This is a genomic window from Shewanella subflava (genome assembly GCF_025971955.1).
GTDB lineage: Bacteria > Pseudomonadota > Gammaproteobacteria > Enterobacterales > Shewanellaceae > Shewanella > Shewanella subflava.
Genome location: NZ_JAPDMX010000034.1, coordinates 1 through 23,915, shown reverse-complemented (window position 1 = coordinate 23,915; position 23,915 = coordinate 1). Strand labels below are relative to the sequence as shown.

Below are 23,915 nucleotides of genomic sequence, written 5' to 3'. Positions count from 1 at the left end.
TCATAGTACCTCCGGTGAAAAAGGTACTATATTAAAGCGTGAGTATTATTGGTATGTGGGGTTTATTGACCGCTTACTTTTTAACAAGGATGTTATTGGTTTTGGTTAAGCCCACACGGACGTGCTTGCGGCATCTCGCTGGATTATCTGCACGATAGCCTGCGGCAGGCAATTGCTATGGTCTACGACCACTAATGTCGTGGCGCTTCGCCCACACCAGACCAAAGGGGCAAAACGCTCGGCCCCTTTGGAAACCCTCAGCGCCTCAGACGAAAAATGCTGAAAAGTGCATATTTTCGATGGGGATTGATCCAGCTTCTAACTTTGTTTGTTGACTGCTTCAGACTTATTCGAAAATGCTAACGCTTCCGATGGTGCATCCATGCACCGCGAAAGCTTTGCTCACATCCATGTGAGCATCACGCTATTGTCTTTTTCTAAATTCAGAACAAAGCACATAACATACGCATTAAACACCGTACGGGTAAAGGTTGGTATAGCCAACCTTTACCCGCAGCTTATACGGATGTTATCTACCAATCAAAATCCTAGGGGGTGATAATTACCTTAGATGATTTTGTGGCAATTGCGATTGTCCAAGGACTGCCACGACCAAAATGAAGCCGTCTTCCTTGGTAAAGTATGCCGTGTGCTTACCAATAGGGAAATAAAATCCATTTTCATATAAATCATTGCAGTTTTTGCCTACTGATGGATTATCAGCAAGCATCTGAAATCCAGTAAGAAGTGTGTTTTTGTATGCGTTCCACTGCATCTTGGAAAAGTGTGTAACGGTATAATTTTTGATTTTATGTAAATGAGCCTGTGCTAATTTACTGAGTTGATACTTACTCTTGCGCATACTTTACTTACAATGCGTTTAGGAAGTTTTCACCGTCAACGACATTGCCTTGGGCTAAGTCTGCTTTTGCCGACTCAAAGCAATGTTTGACGTAATCGGCTTTCATAGCTTCAAGTTCTTCATAGTCTCTGATAGACATTACAACAACAGCATCCTTGTTGTTTTTACTAATTTTAATTGGCTCACGTTGAGCGTTTAGCAGCAGCTCACCGAAATTACGTTTGGCATCATTTGCTGTTAATGTGTACATGGTTAAGCTCCAAGTTTGGATGTGCGATAAGATTATAGTTTATCGTGCTAAATGTGCAATTTAATTAAATCGTGCGATTTAACGTTAAAGCTAAACTAATAAATAACTGCAATTAAAACTAACGCAAACTTCCCATTAAGCTTGTGGCATTGGAGACGCGATGATTACTTATCAAAAAACAGAAGATTTATCTGCCTCAGCTAAGATTACCTTCGTAAATATGCGTTCATACTATGAACACTACTCAGTTGATTGGGATTGCGAAAAAATTGAACAGCAAATCTATGATTTAATTAATTTCGATATATTGCTCAACGGTGAGATTGTTGGTGCAATTCGTTTAGCATTTGATAACGATGGGTGCTACATTCGTGACTTGCAAGTCAGTGAGCAATTTCAAAGTAAGGGTATTGGCGCACTAGCACTTGCTGAATGTGAAAGGTTAGCAATTGATTCAGGCGTCAATACACTTAAATTGCGTGTATTTAAAATCAGTCCTGCTTTTCATCTATACAAAAGAGTCGGGTTTGTGCTGGATCATTCTGACGACAGGTTTTACAACATGTCGAGAACCATTACCAAAAAAACAATTTAAGAATGACTCGGTGAGCGTGATATTTTTAGTATGTGTAGGTTTTCATGGGTAAGGTGGTATGCGGTTGCACCTTAAATAAATAGCTAAACAGTGACTTAGACTAGTATTTATTTTTGCCCTTATTACATATAAGTGTTCAAAATGCCCTTAACAAAAAGGCCAATCGATTTGATTGGCCTTTGTTTTACTTATTGATTGGACGTTAATTCAACAATTAACGCGTACATTCTTCAAGTAAATAAGCAAGGTGGCGGTACGAAATACCACTGTGCTGGGTTAAGCCCACTTCACACATTCTGTTGGCGTAGTAACCTTCTTTGGTTTGTGCCGGAATGAGCTTTTTGATATTACGTAGCGCGCTGGCATTAATTTCAGGCTTATAAAGGCCTTTTTCACCCGCATAGCCACAACAAGCAATACCGTCTGGCAATACAACATGTTCAGCACAAGCATCTGCAATGGCTTGCAGTGTTGGCTCAAGCTTCATTTTGCGGGCGCTACAACCTTGATGCAGGGTAATACTCGGCTTTTTAGTGATGCTGTCTTTGACCTTAGGTAAAATCTTGTCGCGCATAAACTCAACTAGATCAAGAATATCCACTTTTGGATTACCGGTTAAGGTTCGGTAAGTACAAGATAATGCATCCACAACTACTGGCACTTTACCGTTGTCACTTAGCTTGCTTAATGTGTCAATCAGCTCATCACGCTTCATATCTGCGTTTTTAAAGTCGCCTTTTGATTCCCACATTTGGCCACAACATAACTCACGTGTGTTATCTGGTGTTACTACGTTATAACCCGCACGTTCAAGCAAAGTGATAACCACTTCTGCCAAGGTGCGCTTGTCGGGATCTTTTGGTGTTGGGCCAAATGTTCGACCGCCACAAGCAGGGAAGTATAATACCGTGGGCTGACCAGGCACATGTGCAGAAGGCTTACCGACGTTCCCCCCTTTAGGGAAATTAGGATTCCAATACGGCACTTCTTTGGTGATCATACGGCCTACATTCATAATCGAATTGGTGATAGTGTCACCGGTGATTTTATGAATGATGCCCAAGGTGTCAAAACCTGTGCTGATCACTTGGTTAACCGCGCCAAAATGTTTAGCTTGGAAATCAAGTACTTTTTGTTCAGTAGAGGTAATGTATGGCGTACGTAATTTGCGCACTAAATTACCCATGCTGTTGTCAACGGGGCAGGCAATAGTACATAGCTGACAAGCGGCACAAGTATCAATAACGTCATATTTTGAGCTTGCACGCATTTCTGCGGCGGCTTGTTTGTCGCCAGATTGCTCTAAACGCTCAATTTCACGTAACGTAGCAATACGTTGTCGTGGCGAGAAGTTAAGTGCGGATGTCGGACAGGTTTTTTCACAGAACCCACACTCAATACAACGGTCGACAAAGTCATCAACCACTGGGCATGGTTTGATATTTTTAACATGTACTTCAGCATCATCATTTAAAATAACCCCCGGATTTAATAAGCCGGTTGGGTCAAAAATATGCTTAATTTGTTTCATTAACGTGTAAGCATCTGCGCCCCATTCCATTTCAACAAATGGTGCTACCGCGCGGCCAGTACCATGCTCAGCTTTCATTGAGCCATCGTACTTATTAATCACCATCTCAGCCACATCTTGCATAAATGCGTGGAAGCGTTCGATATCAGCTTGGGTAGAGAAGGTCGGCGTGATAATAAAGTGGAAGTTACCCGCAAGTGCGTGGCCATAAATCACCCCTTCAGGGTAACCGTGTTTATGGAATAATGCAGTTAAGTCAGCTGCGGCGGAGGCTAAGTGCTGTAACTCAAATGCCACATCTTCAATAATTACCGACGTACCTTTAGGGCGCGCGCCACCAATAATGGGGAATAATCCAGAACGCATAGCCCAGTATTTGCTAAATACCGCGGGATCATCACTGAAAGTAATCGGGCGCTCGGTTTCAATATGGGCAATTTTTTCATTCACTGTTTCAGTGAATTGAACTAATGTATCGGCATCATTTGCACGACATTCAATTAATAAAATCGCCGCGCCTTCAGGTAACGATGATAGCCAATCAGGCATGCCTGGCTTACCGGTTACTGCTTTAATCGATGCCCAGTCAAGTAGCTCAACCGCAGCAACCGCGTCAATATTTAATGGTGGTACAGCACGAGCAGCATCTTCCATATTGAAAAATACTGCCATGGCTGAAGCTTTAAACTTGGCTTCTTCAACGGTGTGGTAAGTCACTTCATTAACGAAAGCTAAGGTACCTTCAGAGCCGACAATCAGGTGGTTAATGATGTCGAATGGATCGTTATAATCAATTAACGCATTGATGCTGTAACCTGTGGTATTTTTGATTGAAAACTTCTTCTTAATCCGCGCCGCAAGGGTGGGATTATTTTGGGTCATTTCAGCCAAGTCCATTAACGACTTAAGTAAGTCGCCATGGGATGCTTTAAACGCCGCTTTTGATTGTTCACAGCTGGTATCAAGTTCAGTGCCGTCAGCAAAAATAAGCTTAACTGAGTCAATGGTTTGATAAGAGTTTTGCGCAGTACCACAACACATACCTGAGGCATTGTTAGCCACAATACCACCAATTTTTGCTGCATTTAGGGTGGCAGGATCCGGACCAATTTTTTTATTTAATGGCTTTAATGCCGCATTGGCATCAGCACCAATAACCGCAACCCCTAGGGTCACTTTTTGGCCATTTTCGCTGATGTCAATTTTTCTGAAACCATCATGGCCAAGAATAAGCAGAATTCCTTCACCAATTGCCTGACCCGATAAACTGGTGCCAGCTGCACGGTAGGTGACCGGGGCTTTGTGTTTATTGGCGATTTCAAGAGTGGCTTTTACTTGGTCGATATCATCAGCATGAACAACAATTTCGGGTACAATTCTGAAGTAACTTGCATCAGTTGACCAGGCGAAACGACGCACAGGATCGTTGCTAACGGCATCTTTGCCTAATTTGGCCAGTAACTCATCCATGACAATTTGATAATTAATAGTCATATGTAGCTCTCATTTTTACAATTTAGTGAATGAGCAAGTCGCCATGATAGGCGACTTGCTATGAGTTAAATATTAGAAGCCGCCCCAAACAAATGCGATTGTTCCGGCAGTGAATGCGTACAAAAGTGCTACAGGCATGGTTTTACGAATAATTTCAGACTCTCTCCCTGCCATGCCGACCACGGTTGCTGCTGCTACAACGTTCATCACACACATCATGTTACCGGCGTTAGCACCAATGCCTTGCAGGGCTAATGCCATGACGTGGTTCATACCAATGTTATCGGCTACAGAGTATTGTAAGCCTGAGAACATCATGTTTGAGAAGGTTGCCGAGCCTGACAAGAATGCACCAAAAATACCGACAACGGGTGATACCCACGCCCAAACAGAACCCATGGTATTGGCTAATAAATCAGCTAAAGCAACTGGCATAGACGCTAAACCAGAGGCATTGGCACCCGAGTTTAAGAAGATTTTTACCATTGGCACCGAGGCACCTAAAGAAATAATCGTCGGTAACATCGATGTGCATGAAACTGTGATCGATTGCTTAATTGATTTGGGTTTCATTTTGAATAAGAAGAAACCAAATATACACACAAGCACAAAGAAAATACCAGGGGCATAGAAAGTGGCAAAACTGGCTTTGAGTTCTGTCCCCATTATGCCTGTCCAACTGATGTTGAAACTACTTAACCACGCTTTAAACGGCGCAACCACACGAGAAAGCACTAACAGTGCTGCCATTATAATATAAGGAGACCAAGCGGCAATTTGCGAGAACTTAACGGGTTCTGCACTAACGGTTTGCTCTTCTTTGTCATCATTTGCATCATTTTCAGCAAAATCATTCCAAGGCTTAGCGGGCAGTAACCAACCTTTTTTAGCCACAGGGATCACAATTGCCATACCCACTAACGCACCAATAACCGATGGGAACTCAGGGCCGGCCACATAGTTAATTAACCATGCTGGTAGGGTGAATGCGAAACCGGCAAATAGGGCAAATTTCCAAATCTGTAAACCTTCTTTAAATGAGCGATTACGTCCAAAGAAGCCAGTTAATACTGAAACAATCACTAATGGTATAAGTGAGCCAGTAATTAAATCTATGGTGATCATGTGCATTGCAATGAACTGGGCATAATCAACAAAGCTACCGCCATGCTGCGCAATTTGCGTTGACGCCATAGACACGCCATTTTCCATCAAGCCCTGTTCCATACCAAATAGCACTGGTAAGCCAATCGCACCAAATGATACTGATGTCGAGTCAGCAATTAAGGCAACAACGGCGGCGGCAATCGGCGGTACACCCAGTAAAACAAGCAAAGGTGCACCAATAGCCGCAGGCGTACCGAAACCTGCAGAGCCTTCGATGAAAGAACCAAACAACCAACAGATAATGATCACTTGAACACGGGCATCGGCACTGATGTTAGTAAAGCCTGCGCGGATGGTGTCCATTGCGCCAGAATATTTAAGGGTATTGAGTAAGAATACGGCACCAAAAATAATTGATAGTGGTGTTAGTGCAGAAAGTAAACCTTCAACCACAGAGGCGGCTAAAATAGTGGAATCCATTTGCCAAATAAACAATGCGGCTAAACCAGTAGCCACCATAGATATTGGCATGGCTTTGGATGCCGGGAGTTTGAGTAAAACAAGGAACAACATAACGCTTATTATAGGCGTTAAGCTCGCGAGTAGCTGTAACGTAGTCATGAATACCTCTTTGCTTGTAAAGTGCTTAATTAAGGTCTGAATTTTATTTGAGTTATTGAGTTATGCTTCAATCTTGCCCGAAGTGAGTGTAATAGACTGTATTTTGTGACTTGAATACTTGATCAAGATCATCTTAAAACGAGACTGTCACCTGGTTCACGGTTATTGCGACAAGGATCGATTTTTACTTTTCTCATGTGTGATCTAAATCACTGTTTTAAAGGCGGTGAACTGTGAGGCAACTTTACTGAATATTAGCGAAGATGAATGTGAAGTAACTCACGAGGTGAGCAATCAGGGTGATAAATAATCATGATTATCACCCTAATGAGCGGCAGACGGGATGCGATAGATTGAGCATGTTGTTTAAAACAGTTTACTTCCCCAACCCAATTTATTACGCAGTACGTGGAAATAATTGTGTCCTTTGGGGTGGATAAGCCGTAACTGTTCAGTTGAGCGACGAATGATAATTTCATCGCCCGGTAAAACGGCTAAATGCACATGACCATCACAACTGACTTCTAAGTTTTCGCCATTGTCGGGCGACACGACCAGTTTAATCGTGCTGCAAGCATCAACCACTATAGGTCTACAAGATAGGGTATGTGGAAACATGGGCACTAAAATTAACGCTTGAAGGTTTGGGGTTAAAATAGCCCCGCCTGCAGAAAGTGAGTAGGCTGTCGAGCCTGTTGGTGTAGAAACAATCATGCCATCAGCACGTTGGCTGTACATGAATTGATCGTCAATATACACCTCAAACTGGATCATATGAGCAATTTTACCCGGATGCAAAACCGCTTCATTCACGGCGGTATTGCTGGACGTTATTTTGCCATAGCGGTGTACTTCAGCTTCTAACAAAAATCGGTGTTCTGTTTCAAACTCACCGTCTAATACCGCAGCCAGCGCATCTTCAAAGTTATCAGGCGGTAAATCAGTTAAAAAGCCTAAATTTCCCCGGTTAACCCCTATAACAGCAACATCAAAACGAGCTAAAACCCTTGCCGCGCCCAACATATTACCGTCACCGCCGACAACGATAGCTAAATCACAATGCTCGCCCATGTCTAGTAAGTCCATAGAGGCGACATCATTACCCAGCTCTGCCGAAACTCGAGATTCGACAATCACTTTGTAGCCCTGCATTGATAACCAATGGTGCAAACGTTTTAAGGTTAAGTTTGTACCTTGGTGATGCGGTTTGCCGATAAGGCCGATAGTAGTAAACTTTTTGGTCATATTGATATTTGTTGGCCTTAAAAGGCTTGAAACGCCAAAATTGATCCCCATAATATACCCAAACGAATTAAAAGTGTCAGTGCGGTGATAATTAATCTGCATCTGACATGTTTCAATTATGATTACCCAAAAAATCGCATTTTTTAGCTGGAGTGAAAATGAGCAACGAGTCAAACTACGATCCACAAGATATCGACACTAAAAATCAAGTGGAAGAAGGTACAGTCATTGAAGCTGATGAAGCGAATTTAATGGATGAGTTAACCCAAGCAAACTTTCGCGTTGAAGAATTAGAGCAATTATTAGCGGCTTCAGAAGCGGCATTAGCAGAACGTAAAGATGTTGAAATACGTGCTGCAGCCGAAACTCAAAATATTCGAACTCGTGCGGCTAAAGACGTTGAGCAGGCTCGCAAATTTGCGTTAGAAAAGTTCGCCACCGAGTTGCTACCTGTGCTTGATAATATGGAGCGCGCTTTACAGGGGACTTCTGCTGAAAATGAAGCGACTAAAGCGTTATACGAAGGTGTTGAGTTAACCATGAAAGGTTTCTTAAGCACCGTAGAGAAATTTGGCGTTGTGCAAGTTAGCCCATTAGGTGAAACTTTTAATCCTGAACATCATCAGGCGATTGGCATGCAACCAAGTGCTGAATATCCAGAAAACACGGTGATGTTAGTGATGCAAAAAGGCTACATTTTAAATGACCGCCTTTTACGTCCAGCGATGGTGATGGTATCGCAAGGCGGAGCCAGTATTGATACTCAAGCATAATCGATTTCATGTTGCTCGAATAATATAAATTGATGTAAAAAGGGCTGATAATTCAGCCCTTTTTTGTAGTGATTTTTTGTAGTAAAAGATTATTCATTAACTGAGAATAAGCGTTATTTGAGATAGTCTCTGATCTGTTGTTCAATGCCTATGGCATCTAACTTTAACTCGCTAATAATCTCATCCGGTGCGCCGTGTTTGATAAACTCATCTGGCAAACCAATTTGCAGCACAGGTTTAATGATTTTAAGCTTTTGCAATGCTTCCATCACGCCACAGCCTGCACCACCCATAATGGCGTTCTCTTCAACCGTGACTATGATGTCATGACTGTTTGCCAATTCAGTTAACAATGTTATATCGAGTGGTTTAGCAAATCGCATATCCGCCACACTGGCATCCAGCGCTTCTGCGGCGGTCAACGCCGCGGCTAAAGTCGTACCAAAATTAACGATAGCGATGTTTTTGCCTTTACGTTTTAAAACCCCTTTACCAATGGGTAAGGCGGTCATGTGCTCGACTTGTTCTGCACCCGTTGCACTTCCTCTTGGGTAGCGAACCGCCGTTGGACCATCTTGATAACAATATCCGGTATACAACATTTGACGACATTCATTCTCATCTGACGGCGTCATGATCACCATATTGGGAATACAGCGCATAAAGCTTAAATCGAATGCCCCTTGGTGTGTTGGGCCGTCAGCACCGACAATACCACCACGGTCAATGGCAAATAATACAGGCAAACGTTGTAATGCCACATCATGGATGAGTTGGTCATAACCACGCTGTAAAAAAGTAGAGTAAATTGCCACTACAGGTTTAAGGCCTTGAGTTGCCATGCCCGCAGCCAAGGTTACTGCGTGTTGCTCAGCGATGGCGGCATCAAAATACTGTTTGGGAAAACGTTGAGAAAATTCAACCATCCCCGAGCCTTCACGCATAGCAGGGGTAATGCCCATTACTGTTTTATCTTGCTCTGCTATATCACATAGCCATTTTCCAAAAACCTGTGAAAAAGTGGGTAAACCAGGTTTAGTTGCCGGCTTTTTGAATTGGCTAGGGTCAAATTTAGGCACGGCATGCCAGCCGATTGGGTCTTTTTCTGCAGGCTCATATCCACGACCTTTTTTGGTCATGATATGCAGAATTTGTGGCCCTTTAAGATTGCGCATATTGCGCATAGTTTCAACGAGTGCATCGACATCGTGACCATCGATAGGGCCGATATAGTTAAAACCAAGTTCCTCAAAAAGGGTGCCAGGTACGACCATACCTTTTAAATGCTCTTCCGTGCGCTTGGCCATTTCCTTAATGACAGGCATGCCTTTAAGCACTTTTTTGCTGCTTTCACGAATGGTGGTGTAAAAGCGCCCTGACATTAATTGGGCTAAATGATTATTCAGCGCGCCAACATTTTCAGAAATTGACATCTCGTTGTCATTTAAGACAACTAACATGTCGTTGTGTAAGTCACCGGCATGGTTGAGTGCTTCAAATACCATCCCCCCGGTCATTGCACCGTCACCAATAACAGCAACCACTTTACGGCCAAGGTTTTCTTTTTCTGCGGCAATCGCCATACCTAATGCAGCACTAATTGATGTGCCTGAATGACCAACGCTGAAGGTATCGTATGGGCTTTCTTCACGCCATGGAAAAGGATGCAAACCATTTTTTTGACGAATGGTGTGCATACGCTCACGGCGGTCAGTTAATATTTTATGGGGATACGCCTGATGGCCAACGTCCCACACCAGTTGGTCAAACGGTGTGTTATAGACATAGTGAAGTGCTACGGTTAATTCAACCGTACCTAAACCAGAAGCAAAGTGGCCGCTCGACATGCCTACTGATTGCAGTAGAAATTGTCGCAACTCATCCGATACCTGCGGCAACAAGCCTTGCGGTAATTTTCTAAGTTCTTCTGGTGTGTTGGCTTGAGCCAACACAGGATATTGAGAATTATCGAAACTCATAGTGAGATATCTGTCTTATTATATTCTTCGCGCGATAATGTATCGGGCAAAGTCTGCAATTAACTGGCTATTGTATGGTAATTTAGTCAGTTCTGATAGGGCATCATCAACAAGCTGTTGTGATGTCTGTTTAGCACCCTCTAATCCCAATAGTTGAGGGAAGGTACTTTTATTCGATTGTTGATCACTACCTTGTGGCTTGCCCAATTCTTCGGTGCTGGCAATGATGTCTAAAATGTCATCTTGAACTTGAAAAGCCAGACCAACATGATGAGCGTAGTTCATTAACGCGTCATAATCATTTTCGTTTGCCTGTGCTGCAATTAACGCCATTTCAACGGCACAACTGATTAATGCGCCGGTTTTTTTGTTGTGTAACTCAGTCAGTCTTGTTAAATCGATACGTTGATTGGTGGCGCTAAGATCAATCGCCTGTCCACCGCACATCCCTTGATAACCAGAAGCTTTGGCTAATGACTTAACAATCTCAAGTTGTTGTTTAGGGGATAAACCGTCAATCGGAGTACTGATGATATCAAAAGCCAAGGTTTGTAATGCATCACCGGCAAGTATGGCGCTGGCTTCATCAAAAGCAATATGCACAGTAGGCTGACCACGGCGAAGACAATCATTATCCATTGCGGGCAAATCATCATGAATTAATGAGTATGCATGGATGCACTCAATGGCTGCGGCAAGGTTATCTAGGATCGCTAACGGCACATTGAGCATATTGCCAACACTGTATACCAAAAATGGCCGGATACGTTTACCACCCAATAATGCACCATGAACCATGGCAGCTTTTAGAGTAGGAGCGGCATCATCTAGGCTATGTAAGTGTTGGCGTAGTACTTGATCAACTCGTTGTTGATAAGTCTTTATTGCATCTGTTAACACAGGGCTACCTCAAATACGGCTAAAGCAATGTTGTATCAATCGTTAATAAATCACAGTTCATTGTAGCGGGTCAAAATACGCGAAAACGGGGGTAAGATTTTAAATTGTAGCATAACGACTTATCATAAAAATCTGCCTTGTAATCAGGCACTTTCCCTTGGCTATTTTAGAACACTTATTGACTGTGATAGGTATTACTGCTCTAAATCTAATGGCGATAATGTGTCTTTTTCCTCAAGCAGAATGGACACTTTTTGTTGTGCTTGCTCAAGTTTAGCCTGACTTTGACGCACAAGCTTAATACCACGCTCAAATTGCTTTAAAGCATCATCAAGGGATACTTCGCCTTGTTCTAAATTTGCTACAATGGTTTCAAGCTCATTTAATGATTGCTCAAAACTCAGATTTTCAGGTTTTTTCGCCACGTTTACAATTCCTCTTGTTTAGCGTGTGACAAGGTATATCAGCCAAGCTGTAGGGTCAAATACAGACGCTGGATATTTGCTCAATAGCACGCTTTGTTACTGAAATTTGTTTAGAAAATTGAAATTCGAGCTAAACTAGAAATGATTTTGACCGATAACATAATAAGATTATGCTTACCTTATCAATAATTAGGCATTAGCACATCAAGCAGTATTGGCTGCATTTGAGGAGAAGTTGTGGATTTAGCAACCCTGATCGGTATTATTGGCGCCTTTGCTTTTATTATTGGCGCGATGGTCACCAGTGGTGGCATTGGCTTATTTATCGACGTACCGTCAATACTGATTGTGGTCGCAGGCTCTTTGTTTGTTGTAATGATGAAGTTCAATCTTAAGCAGTTTCTTGGCGCGGTTAAGATTGGTCTGAAAGCCTTTATGTTTAAAATCGACAGGCCTGAAGACCTCATTGAACAGTCTGTTAGCATGGCTGATGCTGCACGTAAAGGCGGTTTTTTAGCATTAGAAGAAGCCCAGATTAGCAATACTTTTATGCAAAAAGCTGTCGATATGTTAGTTGACGGTCATGATGGTGACGTAGTGCGCAATGCCTTAGAAAAAGACATCGCATTAACAGAAGAACGCCATAAAGCGGGTATTGGTATTTTTAAAGCAATGGGCGATGTAGCACCAGCGATGGGGATGATCGGTACACTCGTTGGTTTGGTGGCTATGTTATCTAACATGGATGATCCTAAATCCATTGGGCCTTCAATGGCTGTGGCTTTGTTAACCACACTTTATGGCGCGGTGATCGCAAACATGATAGCTATTCCAATGGCAGATAAGCTATCTCTGCGCATGAATGAAGAGTTATTAAACCGTAATTTAATTATGGATGCCGTTCTCGCCATTCAAGATGGTCAAAACCCTCGTGTTATTGAAGGCTTTTTGAAAAACTACCTTGCTGAGAAACAGCGTAAAGTCGATACAACGGACGGAGAGTAATCCATGGCTAAGGCCAAATGTGATTGTCCACCCGCAGGCGCCCCTATGTGGTTGGCAACTTTTGCCGATCTGATGTCGCTATTGATGTGCTTTTTCGTATTATTGCTAGCATTCTCTGAAATGGATGTCATGAAGTTTAAGCAAATTGCAGGTTCAATGAAGTATGCATTTGGTGTGCAAAATAAAGTTGAAGTAAAAGACATTCCTAAAGGGACATCTGTTATCGCGCTTGAGTTTCGCCCTGGGCGTCCAGACCCGACACCCATTGAGATAATTAACCAGCAAACCAATGAGATGACTCAGCAAACCATTGAATACCAAGCTGGTGAAGAAGACAGTGCTGGTGGTGTGCAAAAACAAAATGGTGCGCAGCGTGGTGGTAATGCCAGTGCTACGGCGCAACAAGAAGCTGAAGCCGTTAAGAAAGATGCTGCATCTGCGCAAGAAAATATCAATGAAGAACTCAAAAAAATGGCTGAACAATTGAACGAGCAGATTGTTGACGGCGCCATTGAACTGGAATCTTTAGGCCAGCAAATCATTATCCGTATTCGAGAGAAAGGATCGTTTGCTTCAGGCTCAGGTTTTTTACAACCCAAATTTAGGCCCATTATTTACTCTATTGGTGAGTTATTGAAAGATGTGCCAGGTGTTATTACAGTGTCAGGCCACACCGATGGTGCACATATAAGTAATGAGCTTTACAGTTCTAATTGGGATTTATCCAGCCAACGTGCCGTAGCGGTTGCCCATGAACTTATGAAAGTGCCAGGTTTTGATGAAACCCGTATGAAAGTGATGGGCGAAGCATCCAATAACCCATTAGTGCCCAATGACAGCAACAGTAATCGAGCCCGAAATCGTCGCGTTGAAATTGCTATTGAGCAGGGTAAACCAAAAGAATCTGATGAAATTAAAGTGATCCAATAACCTGATTTAGTTGGGTAAGTTGAATTGTTAAAGCGCAGTCATTCGACTGCGTTTTTTGTTTAGATTATTTTTTATCGGTTTCATGACTTGTCAGTTTCAGCATCATCCACTTTTATTGCTCATTTTGAACTGTGCATGGCCACTGAATCCCTCGTGAATGCTATTACAACTGGCGATAAATTTGCTATAATCCGCCGCAATTGTTTGCTTACTTTTTCCCCGTGTAATCATTTTATCGATACTGAACGACTCGGTTCTGAGATTTTACGCTGTAAAAAATAAGTCTTTATCCTATTAATTCAAATCATTAAATGTCACATCGGCTAAACTAGTGTTAGTTTTTAGTCGATCATTTATGTTGCCGGAACCGCTATGAAGTTTATCGTAAAGCTATACCCAGAAATCATGATGAAAAGTAAATCGGTAAGATTACGTTTCACTAAGATGCTTGAAACCAATATTCGCAATGTACTTAAAAAGGTTGATGAAGAAGCCAAAGTACAACGATTATTTGACCGTATCATCGTTAAGGTGCCTGAAGATAAGCCGGAATTACAAAGCAAATTTGCACAGCGATTAGCCTGCATTCCTGGTATTGCCCATGTGGTTCAGGTAAGTGAATACCCATTTGATACCGTTGACAGTATTTATCAGTTAGCGTTACCGCGTTATCGCGATGAAATTGCGGGTAAAACTTTTTGTGTTCGGGTTAAAAGAACCGGCAAGCATGATTTTAACTCGATTGATGTAGAACGCTACGTTGGCGGTGGTTTAAACCAGCATACGGATGCATTGGGGGTAAAGCTTAACAATCCTGATGTGACGGTGAACCTTGAAATCGATCGCGATAAACTCTACATGGTTGAGCGTCGCATAGAAGGATTAGGCGGTTTTCCGATGGCAACCCAAGAAGACGTATTGTCACTGATTTCTGGCGGATTTGACTCTGGCGTATCTAGCTATCAATTTATTAAAAAAGGTGCCCGCACCCATTACTGTTTCTTCAATTTAGGCGGCGCTCAACATGAGATAGGTGTGAAGCAGGTGGCTTACCATTTATGGCAAACCTACAGTGAGTCACACAAAGTTCGCTTTATTACTGTGCCATTTGAGCCGGTCGTTGAACAGATTTTAGAACGAATTGATAATGGCCAGATGGGCGTTATTCTTAAGCGTGTGATGATGCGCGTTGCAGCTAAAATAGCTGAAAAATATGGTATTCAAGGTATTGTAACCGGTGAAAGTTTAGGTCAAGTGTCTAGCCAGACGTTAACGAATTTAAATGTTATCGATCGCTGTACTGATATGCTTATTATGCGCCCGTTAATTGCTATGGATAAGCAAGACATTATTAATCAAAGTCGATTAATTGGTACCGAAGATTTTGCCAAAACCATGCCTGAATATTGTGGCGTGATTTCCCAAAAGCCCACAGTAAAAGCTGTCTTATCTAAAATTGAAGCGGAAGAGAAAAAGTTTGATGAAGACTTAATTGAACGTATCGTTGCTTCTGCTAAGGTCATGGATATTAGGGATATTGAAACAGAAATGAATCAACAAATCACTGAAACTGAAACCGTTACCGATATTGCAGCAGGTGAAATTGTCATTGATGTGCGAGCACCTGAAGAAGAAGAGCGTAAGCCTTTGGATATTGACGGCGTGGAAGTTAAAACCATTCCTTTCTTCAAGTTAGCAACTCAGTTTGCCGATTTAGATAAAAGCAAAACCTATTTACTTTATTGTGAACGTGGCGTGATGAGCAAACTTCAAGCTTTATATTTGATTGAGCAAGGCCATCATAATGTGAAGGTATATCGCCCATAACAGGGATAAGTTTTATTAAGGGCGAACATGGTTCGTTTGCCCTTAAAAAATTCGCTGATTAACCTCATTTGGGCTAATAGCTGGCCTATGCACGTTAATGAAACGCAATTAGCAAGACAACGGGCTGTTTAGTAAGCGTTTATTACCCCGAGCGAAGTTGATTAAAGTGGACTGGAAAATTTCACATAAAAAAACCGCAATCTATGCGGTTTTTTTATTGCATTTATGGCAAGCTATCAGGGCTATCATCAATGCATGAAGATGCTATTAAACTATCAATATTAATCAGCAACTTGTGTGCGAACGGTTTTCATTTGTAGATCGTTTTCAGTCACTAAAACTTCATTGACATCTTTTACAACTTCTTGTTGCATTTGATTTAGATTGTCAGCTAATTGTGCATTAATCGTTGCGTGTAAATCGCTAATATCGACTTGATCTATTTCATTAGCCTGTGCAGTGCTAAGGTTGAGTGACGACATCATAGCCAGTACTAGAACAGATTTAAAATTGAACATAGGTGAGCCTCCGGGCTGACAAATCGTTTGATTGCCGGACATTCCCAAATACGTCGAAGAGACTGTCCAACTGACTTAATTTCATTGATGCTAATTTAATCAAAAACACTGTTCTTTACAAACGACAAAAAATATCGATAATCATTAGAAAAACTAATTAAAAAACGAGAGATTGATCACCATGTCTAGACGATTACCTCCCTTAAATGCAGTAAAAGCATTTGAAGCGGCTGCAAGAAACCTCAGCTTTACAAGGGCTGCAGAGGAGTTGTTTGTGACACAGGCTGCGGTCAGTCATCAAATTAAAGCATTAGAAGATTTCTTAGGTTTAAAGCTATTTAGGCGCAAAAATCGATCATTACTGTTAACAGAAGAAGGTCAAAGCTACTTTCTTGACATTAAAGATATCTTTATTCAGCTCGGTGAAGCGACCGAGAGACTACTTGCTCGCAGTGCTGTTGGCTCTCTCACCGTGAGTATGTCTCCGAGTTTTGCGATTCAATGGTTAGTGCCTCGTTTAGCGAAGTTCAGTGAGAAAAATCCTGATATTGATGTGCGGATCAAAGCTGTCGACAGTGATACCGGCTCATTAACCGATGATGTAGACGTGGCGATTTATTATGGTCAAGGAAACTGGGCAGGACTTCGAGCCGATAAACTGCGTAATGAAGTGTTAATTCCAGTGTGTTCACCTTTATTACTCAATGGCGCCAAACCATTAAGTTCACCAGCAGATTTAAAACACCATACCTTACTTCACGACTCCAGTCGGCATGATTGGCAGGCTTGGTTTAGACAATGTGGCATCAGTGATATCAATGTAAATCAAGGTCCAATTTTTAGTCACTCATCTTTGGTGTTGCAAGCTGCGGTTCATGGACAAGGTGTTGCATTGGGTTACAGTGTATTAGCGCGCCCAGACATCAAAGCGGGGCGTTTAGTGTGTCCTTTTTCTGAAGTGCTAGTGAGTAAAGATGCCTATTACTTAGTGTGTCAGCAGAATCATTCAGAGTTAGGAAAAGTGAGTGCGTTTCGTGAGTGGATGGTAGATATGTTTGCCGAGGAGTCGCGCAGTGATTTACTCGCAGGATAGTCTTAACCCGCAAAGTATTAACAGTCACGCTGAATTAGCCCGAGATTATGTTATTGATGGTTCTGCTGATAGCGACACCCTTATTGTGTTAGCTCACGGGGCAGGGGCTAATATGCACCATGCGTTTATGCAGCAATTAACTCAAAGTCTGGTAGCTCAAGGCTTTGCTGTTTATCGATTTAACTTTTTATACATGCAAGCCAATATGCTTGATGGTAAAAAACGCCCACCAGATAGAGCCCCAAAGCTATTGCAGCATCTTGAAAATGTGTTGGCAGATATTCAACATAAGCAGCAACGGGATGAGCTTAACGGCAAGCGTATTTTGTTTGTTGGTAAGTCGATGGGCTCTCGTATGATGGCAACGTTAACATCAAGCTTGTACACATGTGAAATGGCCGCAGCGCAAGTCGCGTTGAATCGTGTCATTGGCCAAGTATGCCTAGGTTATCCATTTGTGCCAATAAAAGGCGGTGTGCCGCGGTTACCTCCGCTGAATGAATCGAGTATGCCGACCCTAGTACTGCAAGGTGAGCGAGATAAATTTGGTCTTCCTGAGCAAATTGCTTCATGGACATTCCGTGAAGACATCAAATTTATCGCCATACCTGATGGTGATCATAGTTTTGCCCCTCGCAAGTCGTCTGGTACAACATTTGAAGCTAATCTAGCGCTTGTGGTGGCTGAGATTACTCGTTTCTCGAAATCGTTAGCCTAAGTTTATTATCCAAAGGCTTGTGCTATGACCGAGCCCAATATTAAGGCATTTTATGAAGCATCGATTATTATCTGTTGCGGCGATGAGTGGTTTTATTGCAGTCGCGTTAGGGGCATTTGCTGCCCATGGCTTAAAGAAGGTCACTTCGCCAGAGCTGATTAGTATTTTTAATTTAGCTGTCGAATATCAGTTTTATCATACCTTTGCATTAATGGGTGTAGCATTTGCGGCAAAAGGGTTATGTACTAAACTAGTGAATTGGTCAGCAGGTTTTTTTATTACAGGTATGGTGTTATTTTCTGGTTCACTCTATTTGTATGCCTTAATTGGCCAAAAGTGGCTCGGTCCGATTACTCCTATTGGTGGTGTGTGTTTACTGATTGGCTGGGCGATATTTGCAATTGCAGCATGGCGTAAACCTGCTAGTCAGGATCAAATCTAAATCTGCTATAGCGTCATATTCTTGCTATAATCCGACAAAATTTGGCTTCAAGTTCGACTATTGCTAAGGCTTTACATGAAAAACCTATTCCTATTTTGCCGTGCTGGATATGAGAAAGAATGCGCTGCAGAAATTCAACAACGTGCCGCAGAGCTTAATATTGGTGGTTTCGTTAAAACCAATAACAATGATGCTTATGTTATTTATCAATGTTTTGATGATAATGCTGCCGATGAATTAGCTGAAAAATTAGCGTTAAGTTCACTTATTTTTACTCGGCAAATGTTTGCTGCATCAGAGCTATTAATCGACTTACCTGAGCAAGATAGGGTAAGTCCGATTATTCAGGCATTAGGTGACTTATCTAAGTGCGGCGAATTACGTGTTGAAACCCCTGATACTAATGAAGCAAAAGAGTTGTCGGCATTTTGTCGCAAGTTTACTGTGCCACTGCGTCAAGGTTTGAAAAAAGCGGGCATTTTACTAGGTTCAGAAAACCCACGCCGTCCTATCGTACATGTGTGTTTTATTGGTCCAGGTAAGGCATATGTTGGCTATTCGTTAAGTCACAATAGCTCGCCGCATCCTATGGGGATCCCGCGTTTAAAAATGGTTGCCGATGCACCGAGCCGTTCAAGTTTGAAATTAGATGAAGCTTTCGGTGCCTTTTTGACCAAAGAAGAGCAAGATTTGCGCTGTCGAAGCGGACTCAATGCCGTTGATTTAGGCGCTTGTCCTGGCGGTTGGACTTATCAATTAGTGCGCCGCGGTATGATGGTTGCTGCGGTTGATAATGGCCCGATGAATGAAAAATTGATGGAAACGGGTCAGGTTAAACATTACCGTGCAGATGGTTTCAGATTTGAACCTCCGCGTAAAAATATCTACTGGTTAGTGTGTGACATGGTTGAAAAACCTTCCCGTGTCGCTGAGCTGATGGAAGCTTGGGCAATTAACGCTTGGTTTAAAGAAGCCATCTTTAACCTGAAACTGCCAATGAAAAGCCGCTATAAAGAAGTGCGGGTTATTTTAGATACCATGGCCGAAATTTTTAAAGAAAACAATATCGAGTATAAGATGCAGTGTAAGCACTTGTATCATGATCGTGATGAAGTGACGGTGCATTTGTGGTTATTTCCTGAAAAGGGTGTTAACTACGCCGTACTAGGTGAAAGATAAAATCGCGATACGGTTTATACAAACTAAAAGCCCTAATGATGCATTAGGGCTTTTTTACAAGAATAACAACAGCAATGATTAAACCAAGCGTTCTAATACCGCTTGTGTAAAATCTGTGGTGCCATGTGTGCCGCCTAAATCACGGGTTGTACGGTCACCTTCTTCTATCACAGCAGATACCGCATTGCGGATCATCAGGGCTTTGTCTGACATACCAAGGTATTCTAGCATTTGAATCGACGCTAAAATAACAGATGTTGGATTGGCTAAATTTTTACCTGCAATATCGGGTGCGCTTCCATGAACGGCTTCAAATATTGCAGCATCACGACCGATATTTGCTCCTGGTGCCATGCCTAAACCACCAACAAGCCCCGCACACAAGTCAGACAGAATATCACCAAATAAGTTAGTGGTGACCATCACATCAAAGTTTTCTGGGTTCATGACTAATTTCATGCACGTCGCATCCACAATCATTTCTTCGGTGATGATATCTGGATAGCGAAGGCTGACTTCACGAGCCACTTTCAAGAATAAACCTGAGGTTGATTTCATGATGTTTGCTTTATGTACAATAGTGACTTTTTTGCGGTTTTCTTTACGGGCTAATTCGTAGGCAAAAGTGACAATTTGTTCAGCACCCTGACGGGTAATGATACTGGTAGCTTCTGCTGTTTCACCATCATCTGATACTTTTTGACCTAAACCAGAATACATGCCTTCGGTATTTTCTCGAACCGTAATAATGTCGATATTTTCATATCGCGCTTGAGTGCCTTTAAATGAATTTACAGGGCGCACGTTGGCATACAGGCTGAATTTTTTACGCAGGCTGACGTTAATTGAGGTAAACCCTTCGCCCACTGGCGTTGTTAAAGGGCCTTTAAGGGTAATGCGGTTTTTTTCAATTAAATCGAGTGTGCGTTGCGGTAATAATTCACCGTGTTTTTCTAGCGCCGTTAAGCCCGCATCAGCAAATTCATATTCAAAATCGCATCCTGCTTTGTCGAGAATTTTTAATGCAGAATCGATAATACTTGGGCCAATTCCATCACCTGGAATTACGGTTATTGTACGTTTTGACATGAGAAGTCCTTACACGCTAGGGTTACTGCAATGATTACAGCGCATTAATTGGGCCACTGTATGAGATGTTAGTGAGTGTAGTCTGTCTCACAAGTGGTGATTTGATGATATTAATCATCTAAGTTCAAAAGCCATTTTAACGATTTTTAATCTTTATTTACACAAAACTGTGGACGAAATCGCACTTTACAAACATTTATGATGTTTTTTAGATTAAAATGCCCAGATTAATGACAAATGAAACTAATTACACTTTATTGATTCGCCAAATCCTTTCTATACAAAAGGTTAACCTTATCAAAGCTCAGTATTTTGTTCATTTATCCGAGGGTTTTACTAGACGACCATAGTCGAATAGTCAGTCTTACTAGCGACCGCGTTTAGTTGGTGATTCGTTTTGGACCATCATAATTATAAGAAGAGGAATGTTGTGAAACTATCTTATCGGTTTACCTATTCATTGATGGTGATGTTATCACTGTCATTTTCGACAAGTTTACTATATGCCCAGCCGCTAACGCTAACTGACATTATGCGCTTTAACACACTACAGCAACCGGTTATTGCAGATAATGGACGAATGATGGCGGTAGAGGCTAAGCCCGATCGTGGTGAAAGCTATGTCATTGTGAAATCGATTGACGGATCTCAGCGTTTTAATATTGCCAACGGCACTAAGCCTAAAGTTAACGCTAATGGTCGATTTGTGATGGCAACGATTCCTGCAAGCTTGTTAGAGCAAGAAACTAAAAAGAAATCTGAGCTAACTCAAGGGTTAGTGTTGCTTGATACTAAAACGGGTCAACAACAAACGTTTATTAACATTAAATCGGCACAGTTTAATGATAATGGTGAATATATAGCAGTGTGGTTTAAAGAAGATAAAACCACAGATGAAGATGCCAAATCGACAGAGTCTGATAGCCCGAAAAGCGACACAATTGAAGAGGGGGATAAAGGCACTCGATTAAGCCTGATTCATTTAGCATCCAATAAAACGGTTCAGCTGACTGATGTGACTCAATTTGCTTTTGATGAATCTGGTTTTAATTTTGTTGCCGCGGTTAATCGCCCAATTCAACAGCAACATCAGGTCGTACTAGTTAATTTAACCCATCAGACACAGCGAGATCTTTACAGCGCCAGCGAAAACCAAATCGGTGAGTTAGCGTTAAGCAATGATGGGCGTTATGTTGGATTTACTACAGGTAAACTGAGTCAAAAACGTGATGCTCGCCAATATCAATTACATATCATTAATATCAGCTCAGGTAAGCATCGCCAACCATCAAGCGAGGAGTGGACGCTAAATCAATATGCTACTGTGATGTTTTCCCGTGACAGTGAACGTTTGTATGTTGGCCGAGTCCCGCAAGTTGTCTCGCCGCAAAAACAGTTAAAGTATACCGATGACAATTCGTTGTTTGATGTGAATGTGATTACCGATAACAAAAATCTACGTATTTGGCATGGTGACGATGCCAAAATTAAGCCACATGAAATTAAAGAATATCAGAATGAATTAAAGCGCACTTATTTAGCGGTTTACCATATCGATGCCGATCGTATTATTCAGTTGGCGGATAAAGATGTGCCTACAGTGCATTATGGTGAGCAAGCGCGTTATTTGGTTGCGACATCAGATGTGCCTTATCAGAAAATGATTACCTGGGCGGGTTTTTATCAAGATGTCTATTTAGTCGATTTAAATACGGGACGTAAAATATTGGTATTGGCACAGCAACCCAGTGATGCAATCCCTACATTATCACCTAATGCAAGATTTTTACGCTATTACCAGCAAGGCAACGTACATATCTATGATATTGCACAGGCAAGAAGCTTTAACTTAACTGAGCAATATGCAGTGCCTTTTGCTGATGAAGATCACGATTATCCCAGTTCGGCACCGGGATATGGTTTTGGTCCATGGCTTGATGATGGGTCAGGCTTTATTAGCTACGATAAATACGATGTATGGCAATTTAACACCACTTCGCATAGCGGATTTATGTTGTCTAATGGCGAAGGTCGTAAACAAGGTATTGAATACCGAGTTAAAGGGCTGATTAAAGATAAACAACCTGCAACTGTTAAAGCTGACCAAACGCTATTGTTAAGAGGTTATAGTCATCGCACCAAAGCCGATGATTTTTACGAGGTAAAAGTCGGTGTTGCTGGGGTTAAAAAGCTCACCGATAGTCAAAGTAAATTAACGGTATTAGCAAGGGCAAAGCAAAGTGATGAGATTTTGTATTCCAAGCAGCGTTTCGATTTATATCCAGATGTTTATGCCGCAACACTGCAGGATGTAAATAATGCGAAGCCGTTGACATCACTTGATAAACAGCGACAAGCTTATAGCTGGGGGAAATCTGAACTGGTACAGTGGACCGATGCTGATGGCAATACCGCTGACGGTGTTTTGATCAAACCAAGTGACTACCAAGAAGGTAAACGTTACCCTGTCATGGTATATTACTATCGCTTCATGAGTGATCGTTTGCATGCTTTCCCTGACATGAAAATCAACCATCGCCCTAACTTTGCTTGGTACACCAATAATGGTTATGCCATTTTTCTACCTGACATTCGCTTTGAAATTGGCTATCCAGGTATTTCAGCTGTTAAATCGTTAACCTCTGGGGTGCAAAAAATAATTGATATGGGTATCGCAGATCCGAAAAAAATTGGTCTACATGGCCATTCATGGAGCGGTTACCAGACGGCTTTTGCTGTCACTCAAACAAATATGTTTGCCGCAGCAGTGTCGGGCGCGCCAGTGTCTAATATGACTAGCGCCTACAGCGGTATTCGTCACGGAAGTGGCTTAGCAAGACAGTTCCAGTATGAAACGGGACAAAGTCGTATTGGTGAGAGTTTATTTAAAGCTCCGCAGAAATATATCGAAAACTCACCCGTTTTTTACGTTGAGCGAATTCAAACGCCAATGATGATTATGTTTGGTGATATTGACGATGCAGTGCCTTGGGAGCAAGGCGTGGAAATGTATTTGGCAATGCGCCGCGCTGGTAAAGATGTGGTGTTTTTGCAGTATGAAGGCGAACCTCATCATCTGAAAAAGTACCCTAATAAATTAGATTACACGATTAAAATGCGTGAATATTTTGACCATTATTTATTAGGTAAGCCTGCACCGTTATGGCTTGAAAAAGGTGAACCTTATCATGAGTTTGCTAAGGATTAATTTGAGCTACTCATTGGTTCGCAGGTAAAAAATGCAGGCTTAATGGCCTAATGCCAGTCAGATAAGCTGACTGGCGTTATTTTTTGTGTGGATATTTACTGATTTTTCGTTTCACTTGCCTTGG

20 protein-coding genes are annotated in these 23,915 nt (G+C 41.9%); 10 read left to right on the top strand and 10 right to left on the bottom strand.

Features of this window, described 5'->3' with window-relative positions:
* Positions 1 to 562: 562 nt before the first annotated feature.
* Both OHT75_RS17965 and OHT75_RS17960 read right to left on the bottom strand, forming a co-directional pair.
* Complete coding sequence (locus tag OHT75_RS17965; RefSeq protein ID WP_264729145.1) at positions 563 to 862, bottom strand: type II toxin-antitoxin system RelE/ParE family toxin; 300 nt, start codon at positions 860 to 862, stop codon at positions 563 to 565.
* A 7-nt stretch (positions 863 to 869) separates the two neighbouring features.
* Complete coding sequence (locus tag OHT75_RS17960; protein WP_264729143.1) at positions 870 to 1,112, bottom strand: type II toxin-antitoxin system Phd/YefM family antitoxin; 243 nt, start codon at positions 1,110 to 1,112, stop codon at positions 870 to 872.
* Positions 1,113 to 1,272: 160 nt separating this feature from the next.
* On the opposite strand from OHT75_RS17960, the gene OHT75_RS17955 reads away from it, so the two are divergent.
* Positions 1,273 to 1,707: a GNAT family N-acetyltransferase gene (locus tag OHT75_RS17955; protein WP_264729141.1), complete on the top strand. Its 435-nt coding sequence runs from the start codon at positions 1,273 to 1,275 to the stop codon at positions 1,705 to 1,707.
* A 214-nt stretch (positions 1,708 to 1,921) separates the two neighbouring features.
* Here OHT75_RS17955 and OHT75_RS17950 read toward each other — a convergent pair whose 3' ends face one another.
* The 3 genes from OHT75_RS17950 to nadK form a co-directional block, all read right to left on the bottom strand.
* The gene (locus OHT75_RS17950) at positions 1,922 to 4,732 is read right to left on the bottom strand and encodes an FAD-binding and (Fe-S)-binding domain-containing protein (RefSeq protein ID WP_264729139.1); all 2,811 of its coding nucleotides are present in this window, start codon (positions 4,730 to 4,732) and stop codon (positions 1,922 to 1,924) included.
* Positions 4,733 to 4,804: 72 nt separating this feature from the next.
* Complete coding sequence (locus tag OHT75_RS17945) at positions 4,805 to 6,460, bottom strand: L-lactate permease (RefSeq protein WP_264729137.1); 1,656 nt, start codon at positions 6,458 to 6,460, stop codon at positions 4,805 to 4,807.
* A 366-nt stretch (positions 6,461 to 6,826) separates the two neighbouring features.
* Positions 6,827 to 7,705 (bottom strand): NAD(+) kinase, encoded by an 879-nt coding sequence (gene nadK / locus OHT75_RS17940; RefSeq protein WP_264729135.1) that lies wholly within the window; start codon positions 7,703 to 7,705, stop codon positions 6,827 to 6,829.
* Between the two features lie 158 nt (positions 7,706 to 7,863).
* Between nadK and grpE the strand changes: the two genes are divergently transcribed.
* Positions 7,864 to 8,478, top strand: coding sequence for a nucleotide exchange factor GrpE (gene grpE, locus OHT75_RS17935; protein WP_264729133.1), 615 nt, complete (start codon positions 7,864 to 7,866; stop codon positions 8,476 to 8,478).
* A 113-nt stretch (positions 8,479 to 8,591) separates the two neighbouring features.
* On the opposite strand, the gene dxs is transcribed toward grpE, so the two are convergent.
* The 3 genes from dxs to xseB all read right to left on the bottom strand — a co-directional run bounded on the left by dxs (position 8,592) and on the right by xseB (position 11,782).
* The gene (dxs, locus tag OHT75_RS17930) at positions 8,592 to 10,457 is read right to left on the bottom strand and encodes a 1-deoxy-D-xylulose-5-phosphate synthase (RefSeq protein ID WP_264729131.1); all 1,866 of its coding nucleotides are present in this window, start codon (positions 10,455 to 10,457) and stop codon (positions 8,592 to 8,594) included.
* An 18-nt stretch (positions 10,458 to 10,475) separates the two neighbouring features.
* Positions 10,476 to 11,357: a (2E,6E)-farnesyl diphosphate synthase gene (gene ispA, locus OHT75_RS17925; RefSeq protein WP_264729129.1), complete on the bottom strand. Its 882-nt coding sequence runs from the start codon at positions 11,355 to 11,357 to the stop codon at positions 10,476 to 10,478.
* 194 nt (positions 11,358 to 11,551) lie between these two features.
* Positions 11,552 to 11,782 (bottom strand): exodeoxyribonuclease VII small subunit, encoded by a 231-nt coding sequence (gene xseB / locus OHT75_RS17920; RefSeq protein WP_264729127.1) that lies wholly within the window; start codon positions 11,780 to 11,782, stop codon positions 11,552 to 11,554.
* A gap of 237 nt (positions 11,783 to 12,019) precedes the next feature.
* Here xseB and pomA point away from each other — a divergent pair, with 237 nt between their 5' ends.
* From pomA to thiI, 3 genes are all read left to right on the top strand, one after another.
* On the top strand, positions 12,020 to 12,787 hold the full coding sequence (gene pomA, locus OHT75_RS17915; protein WP_188841155.1) for a flagellar motor protein PomA: 768 nt from the start codon (positions 12,020 to 12,022) through the stop codon (positions 12,785 to 12,787).
* Between the two features lie 3 nt (positions 12,788 to 12,790).
* Positions 12,791 to 13,717, top strand: a complete 927-nt coding sequence (locus OHT75_RS17910; RefSeq protein WP_264729123.1) for a flagellar motor protein MotB — start codon at positions 12,791 to 12,793, stop codon at positions 13,715 to 13,717.
* A 372-nt stretch (positions 13,718 to 14,089) separates the two neighbouring features.
* Entirely contained in the window at positions 14,090 to 15,544 is a 1,455-nt protein-coding gene (gene thiI, locus OHT75_RS17905) for a tRNA uracil 4-sulfurtransferase ThiI (protein WP_264729121.1), read from the top strand.
* A 281-nt stretch (positions 15,545 to 15,825) separates the two neighbouring features.
* On the opposite strand, the gene OHT75_RS17900 is transcribed toward thiI, so the two are convergent.
* Positions 15,826 to 16,062, bottom strand: a complete 237-nt coding sequence (locus tag OHT75_RS17900; RefSeq protein WP_264729119.1) for a hypothetical protein — start codon at positions 16,060 to 16,062, stop codon at positions 15,826 to 15,828.
* Between the two features lie 181 nt (positions 16,063 to 16,243).
* On the opposite strand from OHT75_RS17900, the gene OHT75_RS17895 reads away from it, so the two are divergent.
* From OHT75_RS17895 to rlmM, 4 genes are all read left to right on the top strand, one after another.
* The gene (locus OHT75_RS17895; RefSeq protein WP_264729117.1) at positions 16,244 to 17,155 is read left to right on the top strand and encodes a transcriptional regulator GcvA; all 912 of its coding nucleotides are present in this window, start codon (positions 16,244 to 16,246) and stop codon (positions 17,153 to 17,155) included.
* Between the two features lie 16 nt (positions 17,156 to 17,171).
* A complete protein-coding gene (locus tag OHT75_RS17890; protein ID WP_264729147.1) occupies positions 17,172 to 17,873 on the top strand; it encodes an alpha/beta family hydrolase in 702 nt (233 codons plus the stop codon).
* Positions 17,874 to 17,925: 52 nt separating this feature from the next.
* Entirely contained in the window at positions 17,926 to 18,315 is a 390-nt protein-coding gene (locus OHT75_RS17885) for a DUF423 domain-containing protein (protein WP_264729115.1), read from the top strand.
* A gap of 75 nt (positions 18,316 to 18,390) precedes the next feature.
* A complete protein-coding gene (rlmM, locus tag OHT75_RS17880; protein WP_264729113.1) occupies positions 18,391 to 19,494 on the top strand; it encodes a 23S rRNA (cytidine(2498)-2'-O)-methyltransferase RlmM in 1,104 nt (367 codons plus the stop codon).
* Between the two features lie 78 nt (positions 19,495 to 19,572).
* Here the strand turns inward: rlmM and OHT75_RS17875 are convergent, their stop codons facing one another.
* Positions 19,573 to 20,583, bottom strand: coding sequence for an isocitrate dehydrogenase (locus OHT75_RS17875; protein WP_264729112.1), 1,011 nt, complete (start codon positions 20,581 to 20,583; stop codon positions 19,573 to 19,575).
* Between the two features lie 463 nt (positions 20,584 to 21,046).
* On the opposite strand from OHT75_RS17875, the gene OHT75_RS17870 reads away from it, so the two are divergent.
* On the top strand, positions 21,047 to 23,791 hold the full coding sequence (locus tag OHT75_RS17870) for an alpha/beta hydrolase family protein (RefSeq protein WP_406682053.1): 2,745 nt from the start codon (positions 21,047 to 21,049) through the stop codon (positions 23,789 to 23,791).
* Positions 23,792 to 23,915: the final 124 nt, after the last annotated feature.